The sequence below is a fragment of the Curtobacterium sp. NPDC089991 genome (genome assembly GCF_044748425.1).
Lineage (GTDB): Bacteria > Actinomycetota > Actinomycetes > Actinomycetales > Microbacteriaceae > Curtobacterium.
Window position 1 is genome coordinate 501588 of the sequence record NZ_JBIVGB010000001.1, and the last position, 25350, is coordinate 526937.

General features: G+C 67.3%; 31 protein-coding genes. 14 read left to right on the forward strand and 17 right to left on the reverse strand.

Features of this window, described 5'->3' with window-relative positions; genetic code table 11:
• Positions 1–459: 459 nt before the first annotated feature.
• A complete protein-coding gene (locus ACIPV1_RS02355) occupies positions 460–573 on the reverse strand; it encodes a hypothetical protein (protein WP_260154805.1) in 114 nt (37 codons plus the stop codon).
• A gap of 327 nt (positions 574–900) precedes the next feature.
• Between ACIPV1_RS02355 and ACIPV1_RS02360 the strand changes: the two genes are divergently transcribed.
• Positions 901–1479: an NADPH-dependent FMN reductase gene (locus tag ACIPV1_RS02360; protein ID WP_228505728.1), complete on the forward strand. Its 579-nt coding sequence runs from the start codon at positions 901–903 to the stop codon at positions 1477–1479.
• A 150-nt stretch (positions 1480–1629) separates the two neighbouring features.
• On the opposite strand, the gene ACIPV1_RS02365 is transcribed toward ACIPV1_RS02360, so the two are convergent.
• The gene (locus ACIPV1_RS02365; protein ID WP_123938075.1) at positions 1630–1842 is read right to left on the reverse strand and encodes a hypothetical protein; all 213 of its coding nucleotides are present in this window, start codon (positions 1840–1842) and stop codon (positions 1630–1632) included.
• A 126-nt stretch (positions 1843–1968) separates the two neighbouring features.
• Between ACIPV1_RS02365 and ACIPV1_RS02370 the strand changes: the two genes are divergently transcribed.
• Together ACIPV1_RS02370 and ACIPV1_RS02375 are read left to right on the forward strand one after the other, a co-directional pair.
• Positions 1969–2184 carry a hypothetical protein gene (locus tag ACIPV1_RS02370; RefSeq protein ID WP_123938074.1) on the forward strand — a complete coding sequence of 72 codons (216 nt, stop codon included), beginning with the start codon at positions 1969–1971 and terminating at the stop codon, positions 2182–2184.
• A gap of 647 nt (positions 2185–2831) precedes the next feature.
• Entirely contained in the window at positions 2832–3062 is a 231-nt protein-coding gene (locus ACIPV1_RS02375; RefSeq protein WP_402725706.1) for a hypothetical protein, read from the forward strand.
• A 261-nt stretch (positions 3063–3323) separates the two neighbouring features.
• Here the strand turns inward: ACIPV1_RS02375 and ACIPV1_RS02380 are convergent, their stop codons facing one another.
• Positions 3324–3521, reverse strand: a complete 198-nt coding sequence (locus tag ACIPV1_RS02380; protein ID WP_123938072.1) for a hypothetical protein — start codon at positions 3519–3521, stop codon at positions 3324–3326.
• 151 nt (positions 3522–3672) lie between these two features.
• On the reverse strand, positions 3673–3798 hold the full coding sequence (locus ACIPV1_RS02385) for a hypothetical protein (protein WP_260154802.1): 126 nt from the start codon (positions 3796–3798) through the stop codon (positions 3673–3675).
• A gap of 237 nt (positions 3799–4035) precedes the next feature.
• On the opposite strand from ACIPV1_RS02385, the gene ACIPV1_RS02390 reads away from it, so the two are divergent.
• Entirely contained in the window at positions 4036–4599 is a 564-nt protein-coding gene (locus ACIPV1_RS02390; protein ID WP_402725707.1) for a hypothetical protein, read from the forward strand.
• Between the two features lie 319 nt (positions 4600–4918).
• On the opposite strand, the gene ACIPV1_RS02395 is transcribed toward ACIPV1_RS02390, so the two are convergent.
• Entirely contained in the window at positions 4919–6166 is a 1248-nt protein-coding gene (locus ACIPV1_RS02395) for an MFS transporter (protein WP_402725708.1), read from the reverse strand.
• 73 nt (positions 6167–6239) lie between these two features.
• Positions 6240–6755, reverse strand: coding sequence for a GNAT family N-acetyltransferase (locus tag ACIPV1_RS02400; RefSeq protein ID WP_402725709.1), 516 nt, complete (start codon positions 6753–6755; stop codon positions 6240–6242).
• Positions 6756–6892: 137 nt separating this feature from the next.
• On the opposite strand from ACIPV1_RS02400, the gene ACIPV1_RS02405 reads away from it, so the two are divergent.
• Together ACIPV1_RS02405 and ACIPV1_RS02410 are read left to right on the forward strand one after the other, a co-directional pair.
• Positions 6893–7294, forward strand: coding sequence for an NUDIX domain-containing protein (locus tag ACIPV1_RS02405; protein ID WP_123938069.1), 402 nt, complete (start codon positions 6893–6895; stop codon positions 7292–7294).
• Positions 7295–7444: 150 nt separating this feature from the next.
• Positions 7445–8092 carry an HAD family hydrolase gene (locus ACIPV1_RS02410; RefSeq protein ID WP_402725710.1) on the forward strand — a complete coding sequence of 216 codons (648 nt, stop codon included), beginning with the start codon at positions 7445–7447 and terminating at the stop codon, positions 8090–8092.
• 187 nt (positions 8093–8279) lie between these two features.
• Here ACIPV1_RS02410 and ACIPV1_RS02415 read toward each other — a convergent pair whose 3' ends face one another.
• From ACIPV1_RS02415 to ACIPV1_RS02430, 4 genes are all read right to left on the reverse strand, one after another.
• The gene (locus tag ACIPV1_RS02415) at positions 8280–8765 is read right to left on the reverse strand and encodes a GNAT family N-acetyltransferase (protein WP_123938067.1); all 486 of its coding nucleotides are present in this window, start codon (positions 8763–8765) and stop codon (positions 8280–8282) included.
• Positions 8766–8876: 111 nt separating this feature from the next.
• A complete protein-coding gene (locus ACIPV1_RS02420) occupies positions 8877–9287 on the reverse strand; it encodes a hypothetical protein (protein WP_402725711.1) in 411 nt (136 codons plus the stop codon).
• A gap of 98 nt (positions 9288–9385) precedes the next feature.
• On the reverse strand, positions 9386–9844 hold the full coding sequence (locus tag ACIPV1_RS02425; RefSeq protein WP_123938066.1) for a hypothetical protein: 459 nt from the start codon (positions 9842–9844) through the stop codon (positions 9386–9388).
• A gap of 149 nt (positions 9845–9993) precedes the next feature.
• A complete protein-coding gene (locus tag ACIPV1_RS02430) occupies positions 9994–10854 on the reverse strand; it encodes an alpha/beta hydrolase (protein WP_402725712.1) in 861 nt (286 codons plus the stop codon).
• Positions 10855–10918: 64 nt separating this feature from the next.
• On the opposite strand from ACIPV1_RS02430, the gene ACIPV1_RS02435 reads away from it, so the two are divergent.
• Positions 10919–11518 (forward strand): nucleotidyltransferase domain-containing protein, encoded by a 600-nt coding sequence (locus tag ACIPV1_RS02435; protein ID WP_402725713.1) that lies wholly within the window; start codon positions 10919–10921, stop codon positions 11516–11518.
• Between the two features lie 112 nt (positions 11519–11630).
• Here ACIPV1_RS02435 and ACIPV1_RS02440 read toward each other — a convergent pair whose 3' ends face one another.
• The 3 genes from ACIPV1_RS02440 to ACIPV1_RS02450 form a co-directional block, all read right to left on the reverse strand.
• A complete protein-coding gene (locus ACIPV1_RS02440) occupies positions 11631–12080 on the reverse strand; it encodes a hypothetical protein (RefSeq protein WP_402725714.1) in 450 nt (149 codons plus the stop codon).
• Between the two features lie 36 nt (positions 12081–12116).
• A complete protein-coding gene (locus ACIPV1_RS02445) occupies positions 12117–12446 on the reverse strand; it encodes a hypothetical protein (RefSeq protein ID WP_402725715.1) in 330 nt (109 codons plus the stop codon).
• 91 nt (positions 12447–12537) lie between these two features.
• A complete protein-coding gene (locus tag ACIPV1_RS02450) occupies positions 12538–13083 on the reverse strand; it encodes a cysteine hydrolase family protein (RefSeq protein WP_132100930.1) in 546 nt (181 codons plus the stop codon).
• 271 nt (positions 13084–13354) lie between these two features.
• Here ACIPV1_RS02450 and ACIPV1_RS02455 point away from each other — a divergent pair, with 271 nt between their 5' ends.
• Both ACIPV1_RS02455 and ACIPV1_RS02460 read left to right on the forward strand, forming a co-directional pair.
• Positions 13355–14023, forward strand: coding sequence for a hypothetical protein (locus ACIPV1_RS02455; RefSeq protein ID WP_402725716.1), 669 nt, complete (start codon positions 13355–13357; stop codon positions 14021–14023).
• A gap of 19 nt (positions 14024–14042) precedes the next feature.
• Positions 14043–14408 carry a hypothetical protein gene (locus ACIPV1_RS02460; protein WP_133937813.1) on the forward strand — a complete coding sequence of 122 codons (366 nt, stop codon included), beginning with the start codon at positions 14043–14045 and terminating at the stop codon, positions 14406–14408.
• A gap of 778 nt (positions 14409–15186) precedes the next feature.
• Here ACIPV1_RS02460 and ACIPV1_RS02465 read toward each other — a convergent pair.
• Together ACIPV1_RS02465 and ACIPV1_RS02470 are read right to left on the reverse strand one after the other, a co-directional pair.
• Positions 15187–15468 (reverse strand): hypothetical protein, encoded by a 282-nt coding sequence (locus tag ACIPV1_RS02465; protein WP_402725717.1) that lies wholly within the window; start codon positions 15466–15468, stop codon positions 15187–15189.
• Between the two features lie 485 nt (positions 15469–15953).
• Positions 15954–16577, reverse strand: coding sequence for a hypothetical protein (locus ACIPV1_RS02470; RefSeq protein ID WP_402725718.1), 624 nt, complete (start codon positions 16575–16577; stop codon positions 15954–15956).
• A gap of 471 nt (positions 16578–17048) precedes the next feature.
• Here ACIPV1_RS02470 and ACIPV1_RS02475 point away from each other — a divergent pair, with 471 nt between their 5' ends.
• Together ACIPV1_RS02475 and ACIPV1_RS02480 are read left to right on the forward strand one after the other, a co-directional pair.
• Positions 17049–17519, forward strand: a complete 471-nt coding sequence (locus ACIPV1_RS02475; RefSeq protein ID WP_402725719.1) for a hypothetical protein — start codon at positions 17049–17051, stop codon at positions 17517–17519.
• A 147-nt stretch (positions 17520–17666) separates the two neighbouring features.
• The gene (locus ACIPV1_RS02480) at positions 17667–18428 is read left to right on the forward strand and encodes an SDR family NAD(P)-dependent oxidoreductase (protein WP_402725720.1); all 762 of its coding nucleotides are present in this window, start codon (positions 17667–17669) and stop codon (positions 18426–18428) included.
• Here ACIPV1_RS02480 and ACIPV1_RS02485 read toward each other — a convergent pair.
• Positions 18413–19876 carry an MFS transporter gene (locus ACIPV1_RS02485; protein WP_402725721.1) on the reverse strand — a complete coding sequence of 488 codons (1464 nt, stop codon included), beginning with the start codon at positions 19874–19876 and terminating at the stop codon, positions 18413–18415. The genes ACIPV1_RS02480 and ACIPV1_RS02485 overlap by 16 nt on opposite strands.
• A 246-nt stretch (positions 19877–20122) precedes the next feature.
• On the opposite strand from ACIPV1_RS02485, the gene ACIPV1_RS02490 reads away from it, so the two are divergent.
• The 3 genes from ACIPV1_RS02490 (at position 20123) to ACIPV1_RS02500 (ending at position 24544) form a co-directional block, all read left to right on the forward strand.
• Positions 20123–20995 carry an oxidoreductase gene (locus tag ACIPV1_RS02490; RefSeq protein ID WP_402725722.1) on the forward strand — a complete coding sequence of 291 codons (873 nt, stop codon included), beginning with the start codon at positions 20123–20125 and terminating at the stop codon, positions 20993–20995.
• Positions 20996–21070: 75 nt separating this feature from the next.
• Positions 21071–23128, forward strand: coding sequence for a GMC oxidoreductase (locus ACIPV1_RS02495; RefSeq protein WP_402725723.1), 2058 nt, complete (start codon positions 21071–21073; stop codon positions 23126–23128).
• Positions 23129–23164: 36 nt separating this feature from the next.
• Complete coding sequence (locus ACIPV1_RS02500; RefSeq protein ID WP_194673043.1) at positions 23165–24544, forward strand: hypothetical protein; 1380 nt, start codon at positions 23165–23167, stop codon at positions 24542–24544.
• A gap of 62 nt (positions 24545–24606) precedes the next feature.
• Here the strand turns inward: ACIPV1_RS02500 and ACIPV1_RS02505 are convergent, their stop codons facing one another.
• Positions 24607–25275 carry a FadR/GntR family transcriptional regulator gene (locus tag ACIPV1_RS02505; RefSeq protein ID WP_402725724.1) on the reverse strand — a complete coding sequence of 223 codons (669 nt, stop codon included), beginning with the start codon at positions 25273–25275 and terminating at the stop codon, positions 24607–24609.
• Positions 25276–25350: the final 75 nt, after the last annotated feature.

The window sequence follows — 25350 nt, forward strand, 5'->3', positions numbered from 1 at the left end:
GGTCGTCGCCGCGGCCTCCTTGGTCGTTCTGCTTCATCCTGCTTGGAGCGGCCGCCGCGCCTTGCTCATCGTCGTCGTACCGGCCGGAGCGCTACTCGTAGCGGGCCCTGCACTGCAATGGACTCTCGGACTGCCCTGGTCAAACTACGGAAGCGAGTCGACCGGCGATACGGCCATTGGCATCATCGCGACGGTTGTGTGCGGCGCCGTGCTCATGGGCTTCCGTCGGGCAACGAGGCGTAGGGCCCGACGTGACACAGATCAGGGGACGCGCGCTCACTGACCTGGTGATCCAACGGACGGCCTCGTGAGGGGCTGCGGAATTGCCTGGCCACCATGCGCCGTCGGCGCGAAGACCACAACGGTCGCAAGAAGGGACCCAGGGCTGACGTCGTTGTACTCGTCGCAGCACCTGCAGCATGCATGTCCCGATGACCGATGCGCTACTGCGACAGGGTTTCATTCCTGGAACGTGGTTCGGTACGCGGTGGGGAAGGCGCCGACGATGCTGCCGAAGTGGCGGCGGAGGTTTGCGTCGGATCGCAGCCCGGTCGCTTCGGCGATCTGGGTCATGGTGAAGTCGGTGCGTTCGAGGAGTTCTCTGGCCAGGTCGATCCTGGCGCGGAGGACCCACTACATCGGGGTGACGCCGGTGTCGGCCGTGAACCGGCGTGAGAACGTCCGCGCCGACACGTTCGCTTGGCGTGCAAGGGCGGCGAGGAGAGATCGTCCTGGAGGCGGTCGAGTGCCCAGGCTCGCCGTTTTGCGAGAGTCGCGGACGTCTTTGTCGGTCACACGATCAGCCAATCGGACTCGGTCCTGCGGCACCAGCGAGCGTCGTGACACCGGCCGTACAGATCGCGCCAGTTCGACCTGCGAACAACTCGGTACCGTGACCTGATGGTCTCCCTGCGCCTGCCCGTCATTTCATGCAGCCTCGACCCCGCCAGCTGCAGTCGCCGTCTCGCCGAGCAATCGGCAGCCCTCCTGACCGCGACGGGACACCGATCCGACGTCATTGACCTCGCATCGGTCGCGTTGCCGGCTTTCGACAACGACCGGGTGTTCGACAGTGATGCGTTCGGCGCGCTCCACAGTCTCGTCCGTGAGGCTGACGGGGTGGTGCTGGCGTTCCCGATTTACAACTGGGCTCCGTCGTCCACCGTTAAATCGCTCATCGAGGCCACAGGCGCGACCGGCGACGGCCGTTGTGCGGCTTGGTTCGACAAAGTGGTCACTTTCGTGTGCGCTGCCGGTCTGCCACACAGTTACATGGCGACCGGCGCGCTCACACAGTCCCTGATGTTGGACTTCAAATGCGTGGTGAACCCGTACACGGCGTACTTCTCGGAGCGGGACTGGGAAGCAGACACGCTCAGCGAGGACCGGGCCGCCCGCCTGAGCAAGACCATGACGGTGCACGCTGAGCTCGCGAGTCTGCTCAGCGGCAGAACCTACCGGTCGGACTGGGAGGTGTGAGCCTGCCAATTCGGTGTTCGGTGAGCGATCGCTCATCGGGACGCGGATTGGGGTGTGCGCCGGCGGAGAGTGGCGACGAGGAAGCGACAACCAGCGCGGCCGGTAGCCGATCGCCGATCGGACACTCCCATCGGCTCAGGATTGTTCCGTTCACTCACCGTCGGATCGGGCGGACCCGTGCAGTGCGAAGCCAATCGCACCAACGATCGCGGCCAGGAATCCCATCGCACTGATGACCAGCCCTCCGGCCATGAGCCCGACGTACCCGACGCCGGCGCCGATGAGCGCAATGACGAGTCCTGCGGCCAGAGCCCCCGCGCCGATTGCAAGGCCGAGCACACGAGGCGGCAGGCGGGACAACATGCTTGCATTCAACCCTCCACTCGCGGCGTCCGGTAGCTGATCGGCCAACGGAACTCGTCGAGGCGTGAAGCCGCACAAGTTCGCCGAGGCCACTTTGCCTGTCGTCGCCGGAACTACGCTCGCGTCGTGAGCGATGTTGACGAACCTGACGGCCCCATCCCAAAGACATGGACAACGCGCTATCGAATCCCCATTGCAGTCGGCACCGGGTTCTTGACCGCGCTGTGCTTCTGGCTGCTGTTCACCGGTGGCACGACCGCGAAGTGGATCGGTGGGGTCGGGTTGGCCGCCCTCGTCGTCTGGGTGTTCGTGTTTCAAACGCTCTACCGCCGCGGCTACTGACCCATCCGCGGCGGCGTCGCGTCACCGTCCCGCTGACCGAGCGGCTATCGACACGTTGCTGGATCGTGACCGTTGAGCGCTTCCATATCGGCCATGCTCATCTCGTGGACAAGCGTCAGATCATCGGGGCAGGGCTCGCGCTCGTCGTTGTGGCGCTCCTCGCAGCCTGCAGTGGCACCCCCGCTGATCCCGTCGACGCCGCTCGGAAACTCGACGGAGCACCGAGCTGGGTACACGTACCGACGGGGAAGGACTGCGGGCAGGTGGAAGTTCACGGGAACGGTGAACTGCCAGGAGAGGCACTGCGGTGCCTCGATCAGGTTGCACGTCACGGACGAACTGCCACCCTTGCCTGGATCCAGCGAACAACCGAAGGCGATCCCGTCCCGTTCTTCGCGCAAGTGAATGGCACCGCAGTCAAGGTCGCTTCCACATCTGCATACGACTCCTACGGTCAGAGCGGTTGGACCGTACATAGCTGCGCGGAACTCCTAGCACTGCCAGCGTGTAAGTAGAGCCGGTCAACGCCGCGAACGCCCGGCGAAGGATCCGCCAGCAGGGCGGGCCGGAGCTGCTTCCATCGCTTGCCTTGGCTATGCGTCGACGCTCTCAGCAGCGCGGCGGATCCATCGGCCATGCTCGGATGCATGCAGCGGTTGTGGGCTTGGATTTCGGCTTTCCTGGGCCTGGTCATCCTGGCCGTCGACTACGTCGACGGCGCGATCCTCGGGACCTGGTTCGACGAGCATGCTGTTTTTGATGCCCCGGACGTCGTCGGCGAATTCTTCATCGCCGGCCTCGGTCTCGTCCTCCTTGTCGGCGGTGTGCTCACCGCCGTGCTCCCTCGGCGTCCCGCAGACCACTCGAGCGCCCCTTAGCAGATCGGCTATCGAGCCGGCGAGGCGCTGTTGATGGTAAGCAGACGCATACGCATCCGCCCTTGGACTCTCACGCTCCTGATCGTGCTCGCGGCTTGCGGAGTTGGGCTCTTCGTGTTGCCACCAGGTGTACCGACAAAAATCATCGGAGCAGCGTGCGTCGTTATGGCGTTCGTGGTGTTGATCTCTTCTGAACGAGCTGGTCGGTCAGGCCGCTGACAGCACCGGCAGGTCATCGCTCGGTGCCCGCTAATCGATCCTTCAGCGGACCGGCGTCCTACTGACCGCCACGATCACTGCGACGACCCCGCACACGGCGATGATGGACCCCACCGCACCGAGGAATGGGCCCGTGTCGGTGAATCCAACGACAGCCATGGCGACTCCTGCCACAAACAGGATGAATCCGGCTACGACCAGCGTCGTCTTGGAATGTTGAGAAGCATTCGGGTTGCTCATGGCCCTCAACATAGCTCCCAGGGTCGGCAACCGACCGTCCCGATGACCGGTGGCTCAACGAACGCCGCCCAGCCCGCGTGGCTTCGCCCGGTGGAGGGTCGCGAAACGCGACAGCTTCACCGTCAGCCCGTCGTCGACCACGGTCCACTGGTCAGGTCGCGATGGCGGAGGACTGGGTCGCGAGAGCCCACACGATCACAACGATGATGGCGACGAAAGCGGCCACGCAACCGATGATTGCCGCCAGCCGGTCAGCCCGGCGTTCTTCGTCGCTCATGATCCCACTTTGTACCGGATGTGAGGCACGGGAGGTTCGATGACGGATCGTCCTCCGGACACCGTCAGACTCGCGCAACACGCCGCCTGTGAGCGGGGTCGTTCGGTGTCGTCGTTTCCGCACCGCCCCGTGTCCCGGTGGCCGACCCTCCTGCTTTACGACGCGGTAACGAGTCGTCTGAGTAGGCGCTGTCCCAGGACTGCCGAGCCCACGGCGCTGCTCGCAACGACAATCGCGGTGGTCCACGGGGGAAATCTCAACATTGATACGAAGAACGCGCTCGGCCAGATCGTTCCGATCTCGGCGAGGATGGCCGCCGCCCACAGGCTTGGAGTCATTGGCGCCAGCATGCTGGAGGACCGCGAACACGAAGAACACGAACAAAGTGGCCATGAGTCCGACGCTGAAGCCGAGAACGAGTGCCGGCAGTCCGGTATAGAACAACACGGCGACCGTGCTCAGGATCGCTTCTGGGAACGCAGACCATGGGCCTCGGAGGCGGGCTCCGGGCAGGAGCGTCATGCGGTACCAACGTGTCTTACACTTGGTAAAGTTGTAGGTGCCATCATGAATCCACATGTTTTCTTCGGAGTAATCGGGATCGTCGCCGTTGTGGTCGGATCGATTGTTAACATTTTTCCAGACGCAGCGCGCAAGGCTGTTCTGAAACAGCCTTCTTTGCTGCCGAAAGAAACCGTGAAGTGGCTCTATAGCCGAACCCTTGTCCGCACTGTCGGCATAGGCCAGGTGATAATTGGGGTCGCCTTTGTTTTTCAATGGGTTGTCAGTGAGGCTGGGTAACCTGGATCTGTCAGGCGCAGCCCGCGATCCGGAGTCGCCCTTCCTGTGTGCGACGAAGTCCGCGGCTACGACGTACCGATTGGCTTCCGCATACCCCACAACGATCAACAAGCAATCACCATCGGTCGCTGGCTTGCGAGACGACCGCGGACACGATGACTCCGACGATCAGCGGGACGCCAACACACGGCACTCATGGGAGCACTCCCGCACCCATCGTCACTCCTCCCGCTCACCACGTCGGCAGGACCGGACTGCAATCAACCTAGCGACCAACGCCGTGCGGGGCGGTTCGACATGGTGTCCGTAAGCCGATCCTCTAGCGAACGGCGTTGGTTCTGAGGGGCGAGCACATCGCGGCGACGACGGCGCCAGCGAACACGAGGGTCACCGCGAGCAGCGCGAAGCCATCCCCAGCGACGGTCATGAGTGCGCCGCCACTCAATGCTCCCGAAGCCGCAAGGGTTCTGTTCGCGCTGCGCATCGTGCCGTTCATCCGGCCGAGAAGCGCGTCGGGAGTGACGGTCTGGCGGAGGCTCATTTCGTTCGCGTTCTCGCAGCCCGCGGCAGCGCCGTGTACGGCGAAGGCGACGAACAAGACCACGACGGACCCCGGTGGTGCTGCAACACCGGTGCCAACGGTCGTGAGCGTGATGGCCGCCCATGCGATCGGGTAGGCGGCTCGTGCGGCGATGATCGTTCGGCCGGCGCCGAAGCGTGTGCCGAGGCGCGGCGCCGCAGTGGCACCGAGGAGCATCGCGACGCCGCTGACTGCGAGGATGGCCCCGTACACGGCCGCTGGGAGCGCGAGGGTGCGGAGCGTGTGTGTCGCGAATACCGTCAGTCCGGCGGCGTTGGCGAGGAACCAGAGATGTGTCGACAGCGCCAGCGGTGCGAGCGTCGCATGGCCGTACGTCCACCGCAGACCATCAGCGATGTCGCTCCGCAGCCGCGCACCCGCCACGCGTGCTGCCGTTTGCTCGACAACGCGGACCCGGGCGATGAGGACAGCGTCGACGAAGTAGCTCACCGCATCGAGCGCTATGGCCACCGGGGCGGTCACGATGCTGACCAGGACACCTCCGAGAGCCGGGCCCACCGTCTGCGCTGCCGCGTCACTCTGATCCACCCGCGCATTCGCTGCCAGCAGGAGAGGACGAGGAACGATCCGAGGGAGGAGGGACTGCGCGGCGGCGAATCCCACGACGGACAAGATTCCGAACACGAACAACGCCGCCGCCGTCACCCAGAGGTTCAAGAGCCCGGTCAACCAAAGCACCGGAATCGCGCTCAGGCACACGCCACGACCGACACTCGCCCAGATCAGGAGTGGCTTGCGCCGGAACCGATCGACGTACGCGCCGACGATCAGACCGAACAATGCGTACGGCAGAAACTGGGCAGCGTTGACCAGTCCTACTTCGAACGGGCTAGCGTGCAGCACCGTCACCACGAGAACCGGCACGGCTACCGCGGTCACTGCTGATCCGAACGACGAGACGGTCGCGGCAGACCAGTACGGGCGGAACCCGGGCACTCGACGCAGCGTGGTCACGTCGTCGCCCATGCGCCAACGCTGGCAGACCGCAACGCTGCGAGCAAGAGAGGCCGCCCCCGTCCCTGTCTCGGTAGCCGACCGGCTACCGGACCAGCTCGTGTTCGTAGAGGCTGGACGCGAGTTGCCGCCCGCCCTCGAGGGCTGTCACCGTCACGTCGCGAACGTGCCGGAACCCTTGCTGTTCGTAGAAGCGCCGCAAGCCCGGGTTTTCCGTCGCACAGTCGAGCCGCACGAGGGCCGCCCCGCGCTCGGTAGCTCTGTGTTCTGCCCACACCAGCAGTCGTTGTCCGAGCCGGCTGCCACGATGAGTCTGCGCAACGGCCAGTCGGTGCACGTACACAGCGGAGCTACTCTCCATGCCCCACGTCTCGAAGTCAGAGTCGGACACGGTGACCATGGCCACGATCACCTGGTCCTGACGCACGACGAAGAGATTCCCCTGCTCGGCGTCGCGGAGTAGTACACCATCCGGCACGGGGTCCTGCCACTGGTCTATCCCACGCGAGCGCAGCCACTGCCTCGCACCGTCGATGAGCGCTTGAGCTGCAGGAATGTCCGCGGCGCTGGCCGCTTCGACCACCAGCACGTCTTGATCCATAGGACGACGCTACGGGGTGATTCAAGCGGATACGAGCGGAAGCGCCGTCGCCGACCGCCCAACAGCCGATCGTCAGTCGGGACACCTTGACGCCGGGCTGTGGGACACGGCCAGGCGTTTCGTGGTGTGCTGGCCGGATGCGCGTCAGATCAGCGGCCGTCGTCATCCGAGGCGAGAGCCTGCTCGTCATCGATCGATTGAAGGACGGTCGGAACTATTGGGTGCTTCCTGGTGGTGGGGTGGAGGAAGGTGAGAGCCTCCGTGAGGCTTGTCGGCGCGAATTGCTTGAGGAGACTGGCCTTGAGGCGATCATCGGCGATCTGCTCGACGTGCCAGTGGACAGCGCCGTTCCAGTGGCCTACTTCGCTGCCCAGGTGCGTCCTGGTCCGTTGGTGCTCGGTGGCCCAGAAATCGAACGAGCATCAGAACTGAACCAGTACGAGCCGAGGTGGGTGGAAGTGGCTTTCCTCGCTCAGATCCCGTTGGTACCGGAAGCGGCAAGACAGGCGGTGCAGCTGGTCGTCGAGGCCCGCCGGTAGGGGATCGGCTGTTGAGGCAAACTTGCCTCGAAGGACGAGAACTTGCGTTCCCCGATCGTCCCGGCAGTAGCGTCACGTGATGATCATTGATGTCCCGCTCCGTCCGACCGGCCGCGCCCCGGGCGCGCGCCGGATTACTGAAGTCCTCTGATGGCTCGGGCCGTCCTGCTGGACTTTTTCAATACCTTGGCGATCGGTTCCTCGAAGGGTCTCTGGATCGATGCCGCGCTGAGACAAATCGGCAGCGGCGATGAGGTCGCTCGCGAGGCGCTCACGGCAAGACTGTCGCAGGTGTGGTTGGTGGCGCGGTCGCTCTTCCCGGCCGAGAACTGGGACCTGCACCCGGCGAAGCACCGCAGCACGTTCATCGCTGCCATCAGTCACGACGGTGTCGCAACGCCAGCACTTGCAGAGGCGCTGTACGACGTCATGCCGGACCAGGTGGAGATGAACAGGGGTGCTGAAGACTTCGTGCGAGCGATCCACGATCAGGGAAAGAAGCTCGCCATCGTGTCGAACACGGCGTTGGATGTTCGCCCGATCCTGCAGCGCTGGGGTCTCGAGTCGCTGTTCAACGCGGTGGTCCTGTCCTACGAGGTTGGATGCGTGAAGCCGGACCCCGCGATCTTCCGCGTGGCGGCACGCGAGTTGGGGGTCGAAGCGCCGGACTGCGTCATGATTGGCGATACGCCAGTGGACGACACCGGAGCCGTCGCGGTGGGGATGCAATCCGTCATTGCGCAGCCCGAGCAGATGTGGAGAGCGTTCGAACTCGTGCTGGGCGGATCAAGGCGCTAGGTACATCGACGAACGGCATGGTTGTCGGAATCTGCGGCACACTCGATCGTGGCGTAGGCGCCCGAGCTGCACGACAGGTCCGGGAACGGATCGACGCGCTCTGGTGAGTGCTCTGGAGACCCGCCTGCGGAATCCGCCCGACGACTGCCGGCGTCTCACATGCCGATCGGCTACCGGGACGGCACGCTCAGGAGCGGATTGCGTAGCGCCGCACCCGGACGTCTCCGTGCTGTTCGACCGCTTTAAGTTTCGCGCCGTGGTGCTCGAGTGTCGCGATCGACGCCGCGTTATTGTCGAGGCAGAACGCCAGCACCGGGTTGATGCCCGACGACTCGGCGTGAAGCAGGACCTCGCCAAGGGCCCAGGTCGCCACGCCTCGTCCTCGGGCGGACGGGCGGATCCCGTATCCGATGTGGCCGAAGCGGTGCACGCGCTCGTCGTCAGCGGAGCGGAGCGCGATTCCGCCGAGGACTTTCCCGTCTTCGACGATCCACCACAGTTCGCCTGAGCTCTGCTGGGTCCACGCGATCCAGGCTTGGAAGCCCTCAAGGGTGTCGACGTCATCCTCCGCGCCGATGCCGAAGCCGTCTTCGTGTAGCCCCGGACCCCATTCCCGGTGCGCCTCGCTCCATGCCTCGAACAACTCCGCGCGCGGTCTCACCAGTTCGATCACAGTTCATCCTCGCAATCAGCCAGGCCGAGAACCAGGACCAGGCAGCGCCTCGTCGACGACAGGACAGTGGTTCACCGAACGAGAGATCGTTGTCCGTGTCCTGCGGGACGATCAGCGCCCGAACTTGCCGGTGGTTCGCTTGGACTCCCATCGATCGAGCTGGTGCGGCTCATTCCGAGAGTGCCCGACCGCGGCCATAGCCTCCTTGATGCGCGCGAGCGACAGGTCTGCGGCGGCCGCTCGTTCCAACAGCCGCGGCATCATCTCGTCGCTCTGGCCGTTGCGATCCCACCCGTTGTTGCCGATGAAGTGCAGCGTCTCGAGAAGGTCGCGCTGATCCTTGGTGAAACCGATCCAAGAGAGATCAGCAGGAGGGGCGTCATGACTCGATTCTGCTGGTCGACTCTGGTGTTCGATGACCGATCGGCTGCCGGCCGCGCTGGTTGTCGCTTCGTCGTCGCCACTCTCCGCTGGCGCACACCCCAACCCGCGTCCCGATGAGCGATCGGCTACCGGACTCACACCGGCGAAAGTTGGAGGACGACGAGTCGAACCACGGCGGTCATCCGACAACCACGACTCGGGTTGGCGACTCGTCTTGGACCGGCGATTAGGGTGAGTCAACGTCGAAACGCGTCGCTGCCGTCGGTCTGCTCGCGGCCGCGCATCACCCACCCCTGGAGGAATGGAAGGCCCACCGCCACCACCAGTCCGATCACGTAGACGAAAATCGTGGAGCGGGCGTCATGGTTCTGTGAGTAATTCGACCACCGAATCCCCAGCACCACCTGGACCAACGGGCCCAGCGCTGCGATCACTCCGCCCGGTAGCACGGTCAGCAACCACGTCTTGCGCCAAGTCCGTTCCTTCCCGTCCCAAATCCCAAGCGCACCAATTGTCGCGCCTATCGCGACCCCGCCCCAAAGCCATGACGCCCCTGACATTCGCCAACCGTCGTGTGTCCACCACGCTTCGATCAAGGCGGTCGTGCGTGCCCATGCATCGGACGACACGTATCTTCCCGGCGCCGCCGGCAGTGGCCACCCGATGATCGCAAGAACACCAGTGGCAGCAGCCACCAGACCGACCAACCAACTAAACAACCTGCGATGGTCGACCGGCTCAACGTCGAATGACTCGATTCTCACCGTCGCACAGACCAAGGCGTTCTGAAGCTCATGGTCGAAGCGTATCGGCCACTCTGTCCCCAGGCTCGATAGCTGATCGGCTATCGGACGGACGCGGGGTGAGTTTGCCAGAGCCAGCGGAGCGCGTCGGGGAGAAGTACTCCGCCGTGGTTGGGTGAATGGCCGCCGTCGCCGACAACGAGGCGAAAGTCGTAGCCCTCGCGCGCGAGTGAGGCCGCGGTGTCCAGGCTCTCGGCGAACCAATTCCACTCAGGCTCGTTCCAGTGCAGATCGCGGTGACCGGCGTGGAGGAACAGACGTGTCTGCCTGCGCGGTTCGGTAGCAAAAAGGGCCGGGTACGGGTTGCCACCGGGCATCTGCGCGAAGCTCGGATTGAAGGCGATCGCTCGACCCAGGCCCTCGGGTCGACTCCACGCCGCGGTGACGGCAGCGTTCCCGCCACTACTGCCACCGCAGATACCGCGCATCATCGGATCGTCCGAGACAACGTAGCGCTCTCGCACGATGGGGAGCACCTCGTCGAGGAGGAAGCTGGCGTAGGCGTCGTTGAACGCGTCGTACTCGGCGTTGCGGTGCTTCGTTGGCGTTCCGTTGACATCGAGCACGCCTGGGTCCACAAAGACGCCGATCATCTGTGGCAAGTCACGGTTGGCAGCGAGGTTGTCGAGGACGATCCCACCGCGGACGTCGCCGTCGGGATCGAGGTACCACCAGCCGTCGTTGAAGAACATGACCGCGCACGGCTCGTCGGCCCGATGCCCTGCTGGGCGGTGCACCCACACACTTCGCGTGGTGCCCGGGAAACGCTGGCTCTCTTCGAGCTCGAACTGTTCGGTCGAGCCTGGCTCAACGCCGACGCGTGTCACAGAGTCAGGTCCGTACTCGTACGAGACGTTGTCCTGAGACAGAGGAAGAGCAGCGAATGGTTGCGGCGTCGACACGTTCGGATGCTACCGGGATCGCTTCGTCCCGCAGAGCGATCGCCCGGGCACCTATGGTGGCGGCATGCGCCGACGCTACGACCCATCCGTGGACCGATGGGCACCATTGTCTGTGGCGGGCGTGCGAGAGGTCATCGCTGGTAGCCCAGCGTGGCTCTCCGGTGGGTTCGGGCTCGATGCCCTCCTCGGGTACACCTCACGCGCGCATGGCGACATCGACGTGAGCATCGTCGATGAGGACTTCCCCGCCCTCGCCGCGGCACTGCCCGGTTGGATGCAGCTCTTCGCCGCGCAGTCAGGGCAGCTCGCGCCGATCGACGAAGCCGTCGACACGGAACCGCTGGACAACATCTGGTGTCTCGACGGACGATCAGGACTCTGGTGCTTGCAGATCAACCGAGAGGCCGGCGACAGCGACAGGTGGCTCTACCGCCGAGTTCCGGCGGTCCAGCGCCCGTGGTCCGCGGCCGTCCTCGACGTCGAGGGATTACGGGTCGTCGCGCCCGAGGTGCAACTGCTCTGGAAATCCGCCGACCCGTCCGCGAAAGACGAATCGGACCGAGCAGCAGTGACACCGTTGCTCGACGACGAGGCACGTCAGTGGCTCCACGAGGCGATCACACGGGCGCACCCTGGATCAGCATGGGCCAACGCGTTCCGTTGACGTCTCGATCGCCGATCGTCGATCCGAAAGAATCCGCAAAGTCTGATCTGTCGGCTGGCTGACCTCCATATGGCGGGGAGAACAGGCGGGAGGAGTCCGTGCGCTCGATGCTTCAACCGAGGTCGAAGTCGACGATCGCTGCGACGTGGGCGGTCGCGGTGACCATGCGAGCTCGCCATTCCCGAGGATCCTCGTCGCGACGGTCGATGGCGCCGAAGTCATCTCGAGCCAGGAACCGGATTCCGTCGCCTTCGACGTAGCCGACGCTCGCCCCGCGTGCACGGACCAGCATCGGCCAGGTCACATCGTTCGTGATCGACGTGTCGCGACTCTGATCGACGATCAACTGTGCGGTGTCCCGGGTCATCAAGCGCATGGCGATCATCAAGTCCCACCGATTCGCGAGGCCGTTTGCAAGCCCGTACACGTGGTTCACGATCTCCTCAGTTCGGCGAAGCCGATCCGAGGCAGCCTCCATCGCCACAGCGGAGCGTCCAACGACGAGGAAGTCGACGTCGCGTCGAGCGAGCGTGCGCTCCGCTTCCCCTCGAGCACCGCTCACCCATCGCAGGATGTGGTCCGGGTCCGAGTGGAACAGCTATCCGCAGTCGCTTTGCAACCCGCGGTCCAGCGCGTTCTTCCTCGCCGTTCCGATCCCGATCGTGCCCGCAGCGTGTTCGTCGAGGAGCAACGGCACAGCCAGCGCACGCAGTGCCGCGATCGTCGCCGGATGAGTTTCAGCGGTGGCGTTCACTGCCACAGCACCGAACACCTCCGCGAGGGCGGGTCCGGCGGCCCCGACACCCGCAGCGAATCCTCCGAGCGGGTCGTGACAGGTCGCAACCAGGCACACCGACTCCGGAGCCGCGTGATCACCGAACGTCCCGGCGGCCCGAGTTGCAACCACGTCGTCTTCGAAGCCAGGCATCACCCGACCATACGACGTTGCTCCAGGACACCCGACGAAGCGAGTGCTCGAAGGTTTGCCAGACTGCGCCATCCGTCCGGTGGCCGATCGCTCACCGGTCGGGCTGGAACCGCACCTGATCGTGCCGTTCGGCGGCATACCTGTGGGCGGGGTAGCGCAGGCTGTCGAAGAACATGTTCGTGTGCGCGACGATCTGCTCGCCGGTGATGAGGACGCGGTCGTGCTCGGCGTCCGTCGTCGTGTGCGCGTCGGACACCAGCGTGACGTCGAACCCACGCGCGGCCGCTGCTTGCGTGGTCGTTCGGATGCAGTAGTCGCTTTGGGCGCCGGCAACGACGAGGTGTTGAACACCCAAGGAGTGCAAGACGTCGGCGAGGTCGGTGTCTGCGAAGGAGTCGCGGTACTGCTTCCGGACGAGCGGCTCGTTCACCCTTCTTTCGAGCGGTGCCGCAAGTGCCCACTCGTTGGTGCCCTCTGCGAAGCTGCCGTGGTCCTGCACCCACACCACAGGCACGCCTGTCGATCGCGCGCGCTCAATGAGATGCGCGGTGCGATGGAGCACGCCGTCGGCGTCGAAGCAACCCTGGACGACGCCACGCTGAAGGTCGATGACGAGAAGCGCAGCTGTAGCGGGCATACCCAATCCTCTCAACCAACGCGTCGGGCGGCCGATCGGCTGACGAGACGCGACCACGACACGGAACGGTGCATGGTGATGACACCCACCGAAGCTGCTCAGAACGTCCCGCTCTGGAGCGTCGGCTATATCCCGAATCACTTGAAGAGGTTCAGGTGAACGGAAATTCAGGTGTTGCCAGGTGATTGCAAGGAATGGTTTTTGATCACCGACAGCGTCCTTCGCGGCAGCTCGGGGGAGAGGGGCTTCCTCCGCGCCTTCGGGAGGAAACATGCTGAACAAGAACAGATCCAAGCTTCGCCTGCTGGCAAGCGCCGGCGCACTCATCGCGGTCACCGCGGGGATCGTCGTGCCGGTCTCATCGGCGACCGCGGCGACCGCTGGCAGCGTCATCCTGAATTCGTGGGAGGACTACAAGGGCCGCAACGTCTTTGTCCGCGAGGGTGCGTACAGCGCTTCGACAGCGAAGGGCTTCGGGATGAAGAAGATCCGCACGAAGCACAACATCAAGCTGATCAACTCGCTGAAGTTCGCCACGAACAACCCCAACGGCGGAACGGCGAAGGGGCAGAAGCGGCAGTACGACGCTTGGGCAAACAAGATCGAGTGTGTCAACGGCAAGAACTGTAAGTACACCGACAGCCGTCCGTTCCACGTCGTTATGGACTACCGCAAGGTCGGCGTGTACTACGGCGTCGACCTGCACCAGACCACTCTCGGGATCGCCACGGCGTACTGCACGAACGAGGACAAGGCGCACGATTGCCCGAGCTGGGTGGACACAGCCTTCCAGACTCCGACGGACCGGATCGGCAGCAAGCGTGCCGCCGTGCAGTCCGACGCCGACGTAAGCGAGGATTCCGTCACGCTCAGCTACGAGCCGCTCGGCCCGGTCACTGAGCCGTCGACCGGTGAGTCCGGACTCGACGCCGACGACTGAGCGTGCTTGCATCATGACCATGGACTACGCGACCGCAGACGACCGGCGCGCATATACGGAAACGTTCATCGCCCAGCTTCAGCACCTTTTCCAGACCGACACGGACTGGAACACGGGCATGGAGTGGGTCGGCGCCCGCGCCCTCACTGATGATGTTGCCGTCGTGCTCTACCGGGATCGGCCGAACGGCCCGGTCCTTGGCCGCCGCTACGACCTAGCGCAAGAACGCGCACTGTTCACCGACAACAGCGCGAAATCGTTGGCAGCTGAGGCATGGACGGGGGACTTCGTAGACCCGTCGGGCCCCGGCGAACCCCGTGCTGTGGATTGGGCTGACGGTCTCTGCGACACCCCGGGCGACGTGCGTTGGGTCGGAGTGGCTTGATAGCCCTGGCTTGCTTGCAGGCGTGGACGCAACGCGAAGCTGCGTTCACGCCTGCTCTGCTTTGAGCGACGGCTGTTGCGATGCGCGAGCTTCGCCAGCTGTACTCCGAGCTGGCTCGCTGTGCCGTCCGGGTTGCAGGAAGAGATGCTCGCACGTCGCCCGTCCCGGTAGACGATCGATTATCGAGACGCCTCATCCGGCTCGGGCGGCAGGCAACCGCTACCGAACCCGTCTCGTCCGGCATGCTCTTGCAATGGACTTTTCGTGGTGGACGTGGTGGGTGCTCGTGGTCGTCATGCTGGTCGGGCTTGGGACGATCGGGCGTGCTGCTGTCATCGCCGTCCGCAGGGATGGGATCGGCCGGGCTAGAGCAGAGCGCGGGACCAGTGCTCGGTGGTTCTGGTCAGGGATCGGAGTGCTTGTCGTCGCTGGTGCGCTATTGGTTGTGTGGGTCATCGCGCTCGACAGCTGACCATGGCCGGTCGACTCTGCCTCGATGAAGGATCGTTCACCGGCGCAGGAACGACGCTCTGCTCGGGCTAGCCGTCGCTCATCGCGCCGTGCTCGCCACTCGCCACCCATGCTTCCGCGAGCTGCGACGAAGATGAGCACGACGACGACAATCAGAGCCACCGGCACGAGGAACTGCACAAACATCGCTACCCCCAACATCCGATCGCCCCCTCTCAGCATCGTGGAGCTGAGCCACCTTCGATGGCAAGACCACGGCCCGATCGCCGTCGAACTACCGACGCGCGAACACATCGGGATCTGATTCTCAATCGTCGTCGCGCTCGGCGCGAAGCGCGCGCCGGCCGGCGATTCGCTGGACAAGCTTCCTCAAGAACACAAGCTCGAGCGCCACCATGATTGCCAGGCCGAAGAGTGCGAATGCGATGCGTGCTGCGTCGAATCCTCCACTCAGCACGATGATGGGGAGACCGATCATCAATGCGGCACCCACCGTGACGTTCCACCACGACTCGATGAGTCCTGCAGGCATACGTTTCGTCAGTTCCGGGCGATCTGACGGGTCGGTGCGATCCCACCACGACGTCATGCTTCGACGCTACCCGGCGCCCGTCCACGGCACCAGAACTTGACTCCATCCTGCCGGGCATCGACCGTTTCGATACCCGATCGGTCAGCGGACGCCTTCTCCGCCGGAGCTCAACCATCGAGCATGAAGGCCCAGCCGATCGTAAGAAGGCCCGCGACGAACAGAGTCGCGACTCCTGCCCAGAACCAGGGAGCTCCTGGTCGACTGGTCAATCGACCTCGTCCGAACCCATACTCGCGGATCGTCAGCACAGTCGCACGTAGGAGCAGTCCCGCTCCAATCAGCCCGACGAGCACAAAGGCAGACCAGATCCACCAGGATAACGTCATGAGTCGAGCATGCCCCACTCCTAACTGATACCCGTCTGACCGATGACGGATCCCCTTCCGAACGCCCGCCGCCGCCGCAGGTGACCACTCGTGCCGTCGAAAGCGGTGCCAGGTACCGGCTCCCGTTCGTGTCGCGGAGGTCGGCGTCAGACAGTCTCAGCCGTCCTCGCGTTGAACGCCAGGGACGTGCGCGATTGCCTCACGCACTCGCTGCCACCGACGTCGTTCGATCCAGCTGACGACCGCGATGAAGACGCTGACGCCCAGGAAGCCGAGCAAGAGAACCCCCGAGGTGAGGTTCGCGCCAACGAGGGCGACTCCGAACCCGATGAGCGTTGGCCAAAGGTTCCTCGCTGATGCTTGCTGCCGACGCGTCAGGAGGTCGACGAGCTCCATCGAGTGCGGAGTGGGCGGTGTCTTCCCGCGCATCTGCAAGCGGACGGCACGCCGTTGATCACGCTCGAGGAGTGAGGCGGGGGTTCGCTCGCCGCTGCCGAGGAAGGGCTCCAAACCTTCGTGCCGGCGGGCCCAGAACCACCCGAGCAGAGCGATGGTGACCCCCGCGCCGCTGACAATTGCCTTCCAAGGCGATGGCTCGAGTATCGACAGGGTCGTACCGAGCGCGAAGAAGATGAGGGCTAGTCCGGTCAGGACGGCCTGCACTGATGGACCGACGACTATCGGCCCTCGGTTTACAAGCACCCTGGCTTGCTGCGCGGCAGCGACCCAACTCGCATCGACCTGCTCCTCACGGAATAGAGGTTCTCTCGGATCGCTCACGCGTCGAGCGTACGGCCCAGTGCGCGCATCGAACCGATCTCAACAAGTAGAGGCGGTCCCGCGCCGATGATGAATCGACTACCGCGCGGCGGCGGAGAGGGACACAGTCCGTCCGCGTCAGTCCGTTGGGAAAGGGCGCCGTGCAAGCCACGCAGTGAACCCGACGAGGAGTAGCGCATCGAGCGCCAGGAGGAAGAAGCCCCACCCGGCTCCGAACCCGGCTGCAAGCGATCCGACGCCGACAAGGACGAGCGCGATAGCTCCCAGCGCGAGGAACACGGGGAGGATCCCGCTCAGACGGGGTTGGGCGTTCAGCGTGAGCTGAACCTCGCGAACCCATCGTTCATCCCGGCCACGACGGTGGCGAAGAGCCGTCCCGATAGCCGGATCGGTGGACGCTGTCAGGATCGAGCGGGTTCGGGACATCTCTCAGGAGAAGCACCGATCCGATCGCTCGAAGGAGTCAGCACCATGCAGACCCACGTCCGTCCCCTCGTCGCCGCTGCGGCGGCCACCGCACTCGTCGCCGTCCTCACCGGCTGTGCCGCAGCATCGCAAGCCGGCCCGGCGACCTCCACGCCTGACCGCGTCGGAGCCAGCACGTCGACGAGCCCGACGCCGACCGAGACGACTGCGCCCTCCCCGACCGCGACTGCACCGTCCCCGTCCCCGTCCCCGACCGCGTCCGCGACGCCCACGGTCTCGGCGCTCGCCCAGCACATCTACGACGAGTGCAACAAGGGCGCCGACGACGCCGGGGTCGTCCTGGAGTTCACCGCGGAGCCGTCTGGGTACAGCAGCGACGGCAAGTACCTGCTCGTGTACCCGATCAAGCAGTTCACGGACGGCCACACCGACCCGTGGGCGATCTACAACTGCACCCTCACCGACGCCACGGTCGGCTCGACGTTCGTCGGCGGCGGCGTGAGCGACACGCATTGAGCGACCAGAGGCGGTGGACGTGACCGCAGCGGGAGGCGCGGTGCGCGTCGGACGCACGCCGCGCATCCCGGCCGGGTCGTGTACGCAGGGCGGTACCTCGTCGACGCGGTGCACCGCGCCGACCCCGCTCAGGAAGGCGCCCGCACCATGACCTCACCCTTCGACCTCACCGGCCGGACCGCCCTCGTCACCGGCGGCAACCAGGGACTCGGCCGGGCGTTCGCGTTCGGCCTCGCCGAGGCCGGCGCCCGCGTCGCGATCGTCGGGCGCTCCGCGGAGCGCAACGCCCGGGTCGCCGCCGAGGCCGCGGATGCCGGCCACGACTTCGTCACCATCACGGCGGACATCACCGACGGCGAGCAGGTGGCGCGCATGACCGAGGAGGCGATGGCGGCCCTCGGCCGCCTCGACGTGCTCGTCAACAACGCCGGCACGTGCCACCACCGGGACGCCTTCGACGTCCCCGACAGCGAGTGGGACGACGTGTTCGACCTCAACGTCCGCGCACTGTGGAAGACGTCGACGGCGGTCGGCGCGCACATGCGTGACGCCGGCTCGGGCTCGATCGTGAACATCGGCAGCATGTCTGGTCTCATCGTGAACCGGCCGCAGTGGCAGCCGGCGTACAACGCGTCGAAGGCCGCCGTGCACCACCTGACGAAGTCGCTCGCGGTCGAGTGGGCGAAGTACGGGATCCGCGTGAACGCCGTCGCCCCCGGGTACGTGAAGACCGAGATGGCGCCGGTGGACTCCCCGGAGTTCCGGCGGTACTGGATCGAGGACGCACCGCAGCAGCGCTTCGCCCTGCCCGAGGAGATCGCGCCGAGCGTCGTGTTCCTGGCGAGCGACGCGGCGTCGTTCATCACCGGATCCGTGCTCGTGGCGGACGGCGGCTACAGCGCCGTCTGAGCCGGTTCGGCCACCGGCGTGCCCGCGCGGGTACTCGCGCGGGTACTCGCGCGGGCCATGCCGACGGCGACGAGCACGGCGGCGACGACCGTCAGGACGACGCCCGCGACAGTGATCCCGTCCTCGAACGCGGCCAGCCAGTCCGCCGTCCACGACGTCGTCGCGATGCTGCCCGGCACGAGCAGCGCCAGGACCGTCCCGGTTACCGCGATGCCCACCGCGGTTGCGAGCTCGCTCGAGGTGTCGACGAGCGCCGCACCGACCGACGTCCGGTTCGACGGCAGCCCCTGGAGCACGTTGTTGCCGGCGACGACCCCGACGACCCGCATGCCCGCGGCGACCAGGACGAGTGACCCGGCGACCCAGCCGTACCCGGCACGCCCGCCGACGGTGAAGAGCGCGAGACCTGCGACGACGGCACCGGCGCTCAGCCAGGCCGCGCGGCCGAGGCCCACCCGCTGCACGAACGGGCCGACGAATCGCCCGGACGCCAGGAGCACCACCACCTGCGGCAGGGTCCCGATCGCGGCCAGCGCCGGCGACCACCCCCAGGCGAACTGCAGCTGCAGTGTCACCAAGTAGGACAGGCCGGAGACGGCCAGTCCGGAGGCCGCCTTGTACGCCAGACCGCTCGCGACGAGCGGACGGGCGAGCAGGCGCAGGTCGAGCAGCGGCTGCGCCGCGGTGCGCTCCCGCTGCACGAAGGCCGCCACCGCCGCGACCGTCACGACGACCCCGGTCCACCCCGGCCAGGAGGCGCTGCCCGCCTCGGCGAAGAGGGTGGGCGTCCCGAGTGCACCGACCAGGGCCGTGGTCCCGAACAGCGCGCCGGTCACGTCGATCCGGTCGGGGTGCAGGTCCTCCGGTCGGTCAGCGGGCACGCCGGCTCGGATGCCGATGAACGCGAGCGCCGCGATCGGGACGTTCACCAGGAGCAGGGCCTGCCACGGCGCCACCGCGAGGGCGAAGCCGCCGGCCGTCGGACCGACCGCGAGCCCGACCAGGCCCGCGGTGGAGATGACGGTCAGCGCCCGGACCCGCAGGGCGTCGGTGTCGAAGAGCCGGAAGGCCAGGGCCATCGACCCGGGTGTCGTCATGGCCGCCGCGAGCCCCATGAGCGCGCGGACCGCGATGAGTTCGCCGGTCGTGGTGACGAGGGTGGTCGCCAGCGCGGAGAACGCGAGCAGCACCAGGCCGACGAGCATCACCCGGCGTCGGCCGAACCGGTCGGCGACCGCACCGAACAGGAGCATGAGGGCGCCGAAGACGACCGAGTAGGCGCCGGTGACCCACTGCAGGCCGGTCGTCGACGCGTGGAGCTCACGGCCGATGGTGGGCAGCGCGACGTTCAGCACCGAATTGTCGAGCATCTCGAACAGGAAGACGGCGGACAGGCCGGCGAGGGCGATCCCGGCGTCACGGAGCCGGGCGGGGGAACGGGTGGACACGTGCACTCCTTCGATGAAGAAGTGGCGACTCGTCCGAGACCGCGTGTGGGTGCCTGGCCGCCGGAGCGACGAGGCGTTTTGCCCTCTGGCAGGAGCGTACGTCCAGTGGGGCGTCTGCTGCAAGCGGGCCGTCCGCTGCAAGTGGGCCGGAACGCGCGTCGGTGTCGTGCGAGCCGCTGCCCACGCGAGCAGGCTGTCAGGAGTGCGCTGCGCCCTCGGCGTGGGCCCGCCCTCGAAGGAGATCCGATGAGCACCACCACCCCTCGCCTGCCCGGCGGCACCTGGACCCTCGGCGACCGGCCGGTCGCACGCTTCGGCTACGGCGCGATGCAGCTCACCGGTCCCCGGGTCGTCGGGCCGCCGAAGGACCACGACGAGGCCGTCTCCGTGCTCCGGGACGCCGTCGCGGGCGGCATCACGCACATCGACACCGCCGAGACGTACGGCCCCCGCATCGTCAACGAGCTGCTGCACGAGGCGCTGCACCCGTACGCCGACGACCTCGTCATCGCGACGAAGGTCGGTGCGCGGCGGGACGCCCGAGGCGGGTGGCCGACAGCTCGGGAACCCGACCAACTGCGTGCGCAGGTCGACGACAACCTCGAGACGCTCGGCGTCGACGTGCTGGACCTCGTCAACCTGCGGCTGGGCGACGCGAACGGTCCGGTCGCGGGGCCGATCGCCCCGGCGTTCGAGACGCTGGTCGACCTGCAGCGACAGGGGGTCATCCGGCACCTCGGCGTGAGCAACGCCACGACGGAACAGGTGGCGGAAGCGCAGGGCATCGCGCCGATCGTGTCGGTGCAGAACATGTACAACCTGGCCAACCGGCAGGACGACCCGCTCATCGACCGACTCGCCGACGAAGGGGTCGCCTACGTGCCGTTCTTCCCGCTCGGTGGCTTCTCTCCGTTGCAGTCCGAGGTGCTCTCGACCGTGGCGACACGGCTCGGGTCGACGCCGATGTCCGTCGCCCTGGCGTGGCTGCTGCGCCGTTCCCCGAACATCCTGCTGATCCCGGGCACGTCGTCGCGGGCACACCTGCGCGAGAACGTCGAGGGGGCCGCCGTCGTGCTGAGCGACGACGACCTGCTCGACCTGGAGGGCATCGGCGGCTGAGCCCGGCCCCGGACGCTCCCGTGTCCGTTACGGTGCTCGTGGGGCGGCACCGGCGCTGCTCGAGAGGCAGGACCGATGACGGACCACGCGGCCACCGCGGCGCAGGAGTTCCTCCGCACGCACGACGAACGGCTCCGTTCCCTGGTCGACCAGGTGGTACCGGCGGACGAGTACCCGTCGGCGTCCGAGGCCGGCGCGCTCGACTTCCTGGCCGGGATCCTGGTCGACCGGCCGGACTGGCTGAACCGTCTCCGTGGCGTCGTCGACGCGTCCGCGGACGTTGCAGGAGACGAACAGGATCCGGACTGGACCTGGTTCGCCGAACTCGTGGCCGCGGGCTACTACGCCGACGCGGGGAACGGCGGGAACGCGGGGGAGCGGTCCTGGGAGATGGTGGGGTGGCAGCCCGGTCCGCCGGACGGCTGGAGCGTGCCGGTACCGGTCCCGACCGCAGCGCCCTCGGTCGTGCACCCGTCGCAGCTGGCCGACCGGTACGACGCGGTCGTCGTCGGGTCGGGCGCCGGCGGGGGTGTCGCGGCGTGCGGGCTCGCCGAGTCCGGTCGGCGCGTGCTCGTGGTCGAGGCCGGTGGGTGGCCCGGCACCGCGGAACTCAGCCGTGACCACATCCGGAACCCGCGGTCGAGCTGGGGCGTGGCGCCGCGGTCGGGGCCGTCCGACGTCGGCAACCCGCGGACGGTGGCGGACGGTCACGAGCTCCTGGTGCTCCGGCCCTCGTCGCCGGGGTGGCACAACAACGCCGTCACGGCCGGCGGCGGCACACGGGTCTACGGCGCACAGGCCTGGCGGTTCGGGCCGCGGGACTTCGCGATGGCGTCGACGTACGGCGTGCCGGACGGCAGCGCCCTGGCCGACTGGCCGTTCGGGTACGACGAGCTCGAGCCCTGGTACGAGCGCGCCGAGTGGGAGATCGGGGTCAGCGGCGGTGACGTCGACGGTCCGTGGTCCGGGGAACGCTCGCGCGCGCGACCGATGCCACCGCTGCCGTCTGGGGCGGCGCGGGACCGGCTCGCCGGCGCCGCGGGCGCCCTGGGCATCTCGACGGTGCACGTCCCGCTCCTGATCAACTCGACGCCGTACCTGGGTCGCCGCGCGTGCGAACAGTGCGGCATGTGCGTCGGCTTCGCGTGCCCGGTCGACGCCAAGAACGGCAGCCAGAACACCATGCTGACCCGCGCGTTCGCCACCGGGAACGCGTCGATCGTGGTCGAGTCACGGGTCGCTCGGCTGCGCACGGACGGCGCCGGCCGCGTGGTCGGCGTCACGATCGTCGGCACCGTGGACGGCGACGACTGGCGGGCCGAGGTCGACGCCGCCGAGGTCGTCGTCGCGGCCGGGGCGGTGGAGTCGGCACGGCTCCTGCTGAACAGTCGGAGCGACCAGGAGCCCGACGGCATCGGCAACGGCGCGGACCAGGTCGGTCGGCACCTGCAGGGCCACGTCTACGGCGGTGCGATGGGGGTCTTCGACGACGTGGTGGACGACGGTCTCGGACCGGGGCCGTCGATCGCCACGACCGACTACCGGCACGGCGTGCCCGGGCAGATCGGTGGCGGGATCCTGGCGAACGAGTTCATCGCGACGCCGTCGAACACGTACCAGTACCTCGTCGGCACGGGGCTCGCGCCGCGCTCCGGGCTCGACGGCAAGCACGCGATGCGGGACCTGGCGCGGCGCAGCATGCGGATCATGGGGCCGATCCAGGAGGTCACCACGGCCGACGCACGCGTCCGGGTGGATCCGGCGGTGACGGACCGGTACGGCATCCCGGTGGCGTCGTTCAGCGGTGGGGTCCACCCGGAGGACGTCCGTGCTCGCGACCACACCAGCGCCCGGAGCGGCGACTGGTTGCGCGCGGCCGGCGCCACGCGCGTGGCGGAGCTGCACGGTCCGGTCCGGGGCACGAGCGGTGGCCAGCACCAGGCCGGCACGCTCCGGATGGGGACGGACCCCGCGACGTCGGTCGTCGACCCGTTCGGCCGGGTGTGGGGACACGACAACCTGCGCGTGACCGACGGCTCGGTGCACGTCACGAACGGCGGGGTGAACCCGGTGCTCACCATCCTGGCGACCGCGATGCGGAGCGTCGACGCGATGGTCGCGCAGCACGGTTGACCACGTCACCGGTCCGCCACCGATACGGTGGCGTCCGTGACCGACGACCCTGAAGCCGCCATCGCCCAGCACGTCCACGACGCGTGGGACGGTTCCCTGCGGCTCGTGCACATCACGATCTCGGACGAGGACGGCGACGCCTACCCCGGCCAGGACGTCGACCGGTGGGTGATCGACGTCCGGGTGCCCATCACCGACGACGAGGCCGAAGCGGTGTCGGTCGCCGAGGTCGCCGCGTACACGAGCCGATCGCCGGAGTCGGTCGAGGCGCTGGTGCTCGGGTACCAGGTGTCCGACGTCGACGGTGACTTCGCCGCGGCGATCGTCGTGCCGGACGCGACCGGCGAGACCTTCCTGTCGCTGCAGACGCACGCCGCCGAGATGCTCGGGAAGCCGGACCTGCTGGCGCTGGACCGGCTCACCGTGCGCCCGGCGTACCGCGGGCTGCCCGGGCTCGTCCCCGCCGTGGTCGACGCCGTGCGTCGTGGCCCCGCCGGTCGTTCGGCGTCGTGGGTACTCGCGGACCCCTCGGTCTGGAACGTGCCGTTCGAGGACCAGGACCGTGCCGCCGGCGAGTTCGTCCAGTGGGCGGACACCCCCGTGTTCGCGTCGATGAACGCGGACCACGAGGACCTCGAGCGGTTGGCCGCCGTGCCCCCGACCGGCGGCATCGTCATGGGGTCCCGCTCGGACGAGGTGCACCTCGGCGACGCGCTCGACGAGGCGTTGGCGCGTCCGGCGATCGCGGTGGCGTTCGCCCTGCCGCCGAAGCTCCCGGCGAGCATCTGGGCCGCGGCCCCCGAGGACGTCCACGGCGTGCACCCCGACGAGGCCACCGGGTCCATCACCGTCGAGACGCACGACGAGCAGCTCGAGGTCGTCGGATCGCCGGGCACGGCACCGCAGCTGGTCGGGACCTCGGCCTCGGCCGACGCCGCGACGCAGGACTGGCTCCGGGCGGTGCACCAGCGCTGGTGGCAGTACGAGCCCGGACTGCACGACCGGATCCACGAGGTCGTCGACGAGTACCTGACGTCGGGGGAGATCGAGTCCGTCACCGACGAACGCGCCCCGCACCTGCACGCGCCGGACCTGCCCGTGTTCCGCACCGAGTGGCCCGGGATCGGCGAGGTGCACCTGGAGCCCCTCGGCGAGGACACCGAACCCGTCGTGTACGACGCCGTGCTCGAGGTCGGCGATGCCCACGACCACATCGGGGTCGTCGTCGTGCACGAGTCCGGGCACGTCCGCGCGTCCCTCCACGACGAGTGGAACCCCGGGCTGGTCGACGTGGGCGGTGTGCTCACGCACCTGGTCAGCCTCGGTGCGGGGGAGTTCTTCGCGGACGCGCTGCACGACGAGCTGTCGGCCGGCGCCGAGCACGCGATCCTGACGGGCGACGTCCGGGGCCACTGACCCGGACGGGCACCCGGCCCGCCGCCGAGCACGGTCCAGACCGGGCGGGAGCAGGCCTGCGCTCAGCCGAGCCGAGCCGTCAGGCTGCGCAGGTGCGCCCGGGTCAGGGCTGCAGCCGCGGCCGCGTCCCCGGCGTCGATCGCGTCGACGATGTCGTCGTGCACGTCGCGGTCGGCCTCGCTGCCGTACACCCCGTCGATGCGCAGCAGTTCGATCATCGCCTGGCGGCTGCGTGGGGTGAACCCGTCGAAGAGCTCGGTGAGCAGCGGGTTGTGGGCGGCGACGACGATCGCGCGGTGCAGCGCCGTGTCCGCGTCGACGTGCTGCTCGATCGAGGCGCGTCGTTCCTGCCGGTGCTCGACCGCGCGCCGCATCGTGCGGAGTTCGGCCGGGGTCCGGCGATCCGCGGCGAGGGACGACGCCTCGACCTCTATGGCGATGCGGGCCTCGACCACGGCGGCGATGTCGGCGCGGCGGACCACGTCGTCGAGGCCGTCCTGCACGTCGAGCGCGGTGACGAAGACCCCGGCGCCCTGCCGCGAGGCCAGCACGCCCCGACCGGCGAGGTGCCGGATCGCCTCGCGCACCGTCGAGCGACCGACGCCGAGCTGTGGTGCCAGCGTCGTCTCGCCGGGGAGCTTGTCGCCGAGCACCCACTCACCGTCGCGGATGCGGGCGAGCAGGGCGGCGGCGGCCTGTTCGGCGAGGGGTTCGCGGCGGACCGGTGTCATGTGCCCATCCTGCCGCATCGCGTGCAACACCTCTACTTGTCTGAGGAGCGGTGCTACGGTCGTCGCGACAGCTGC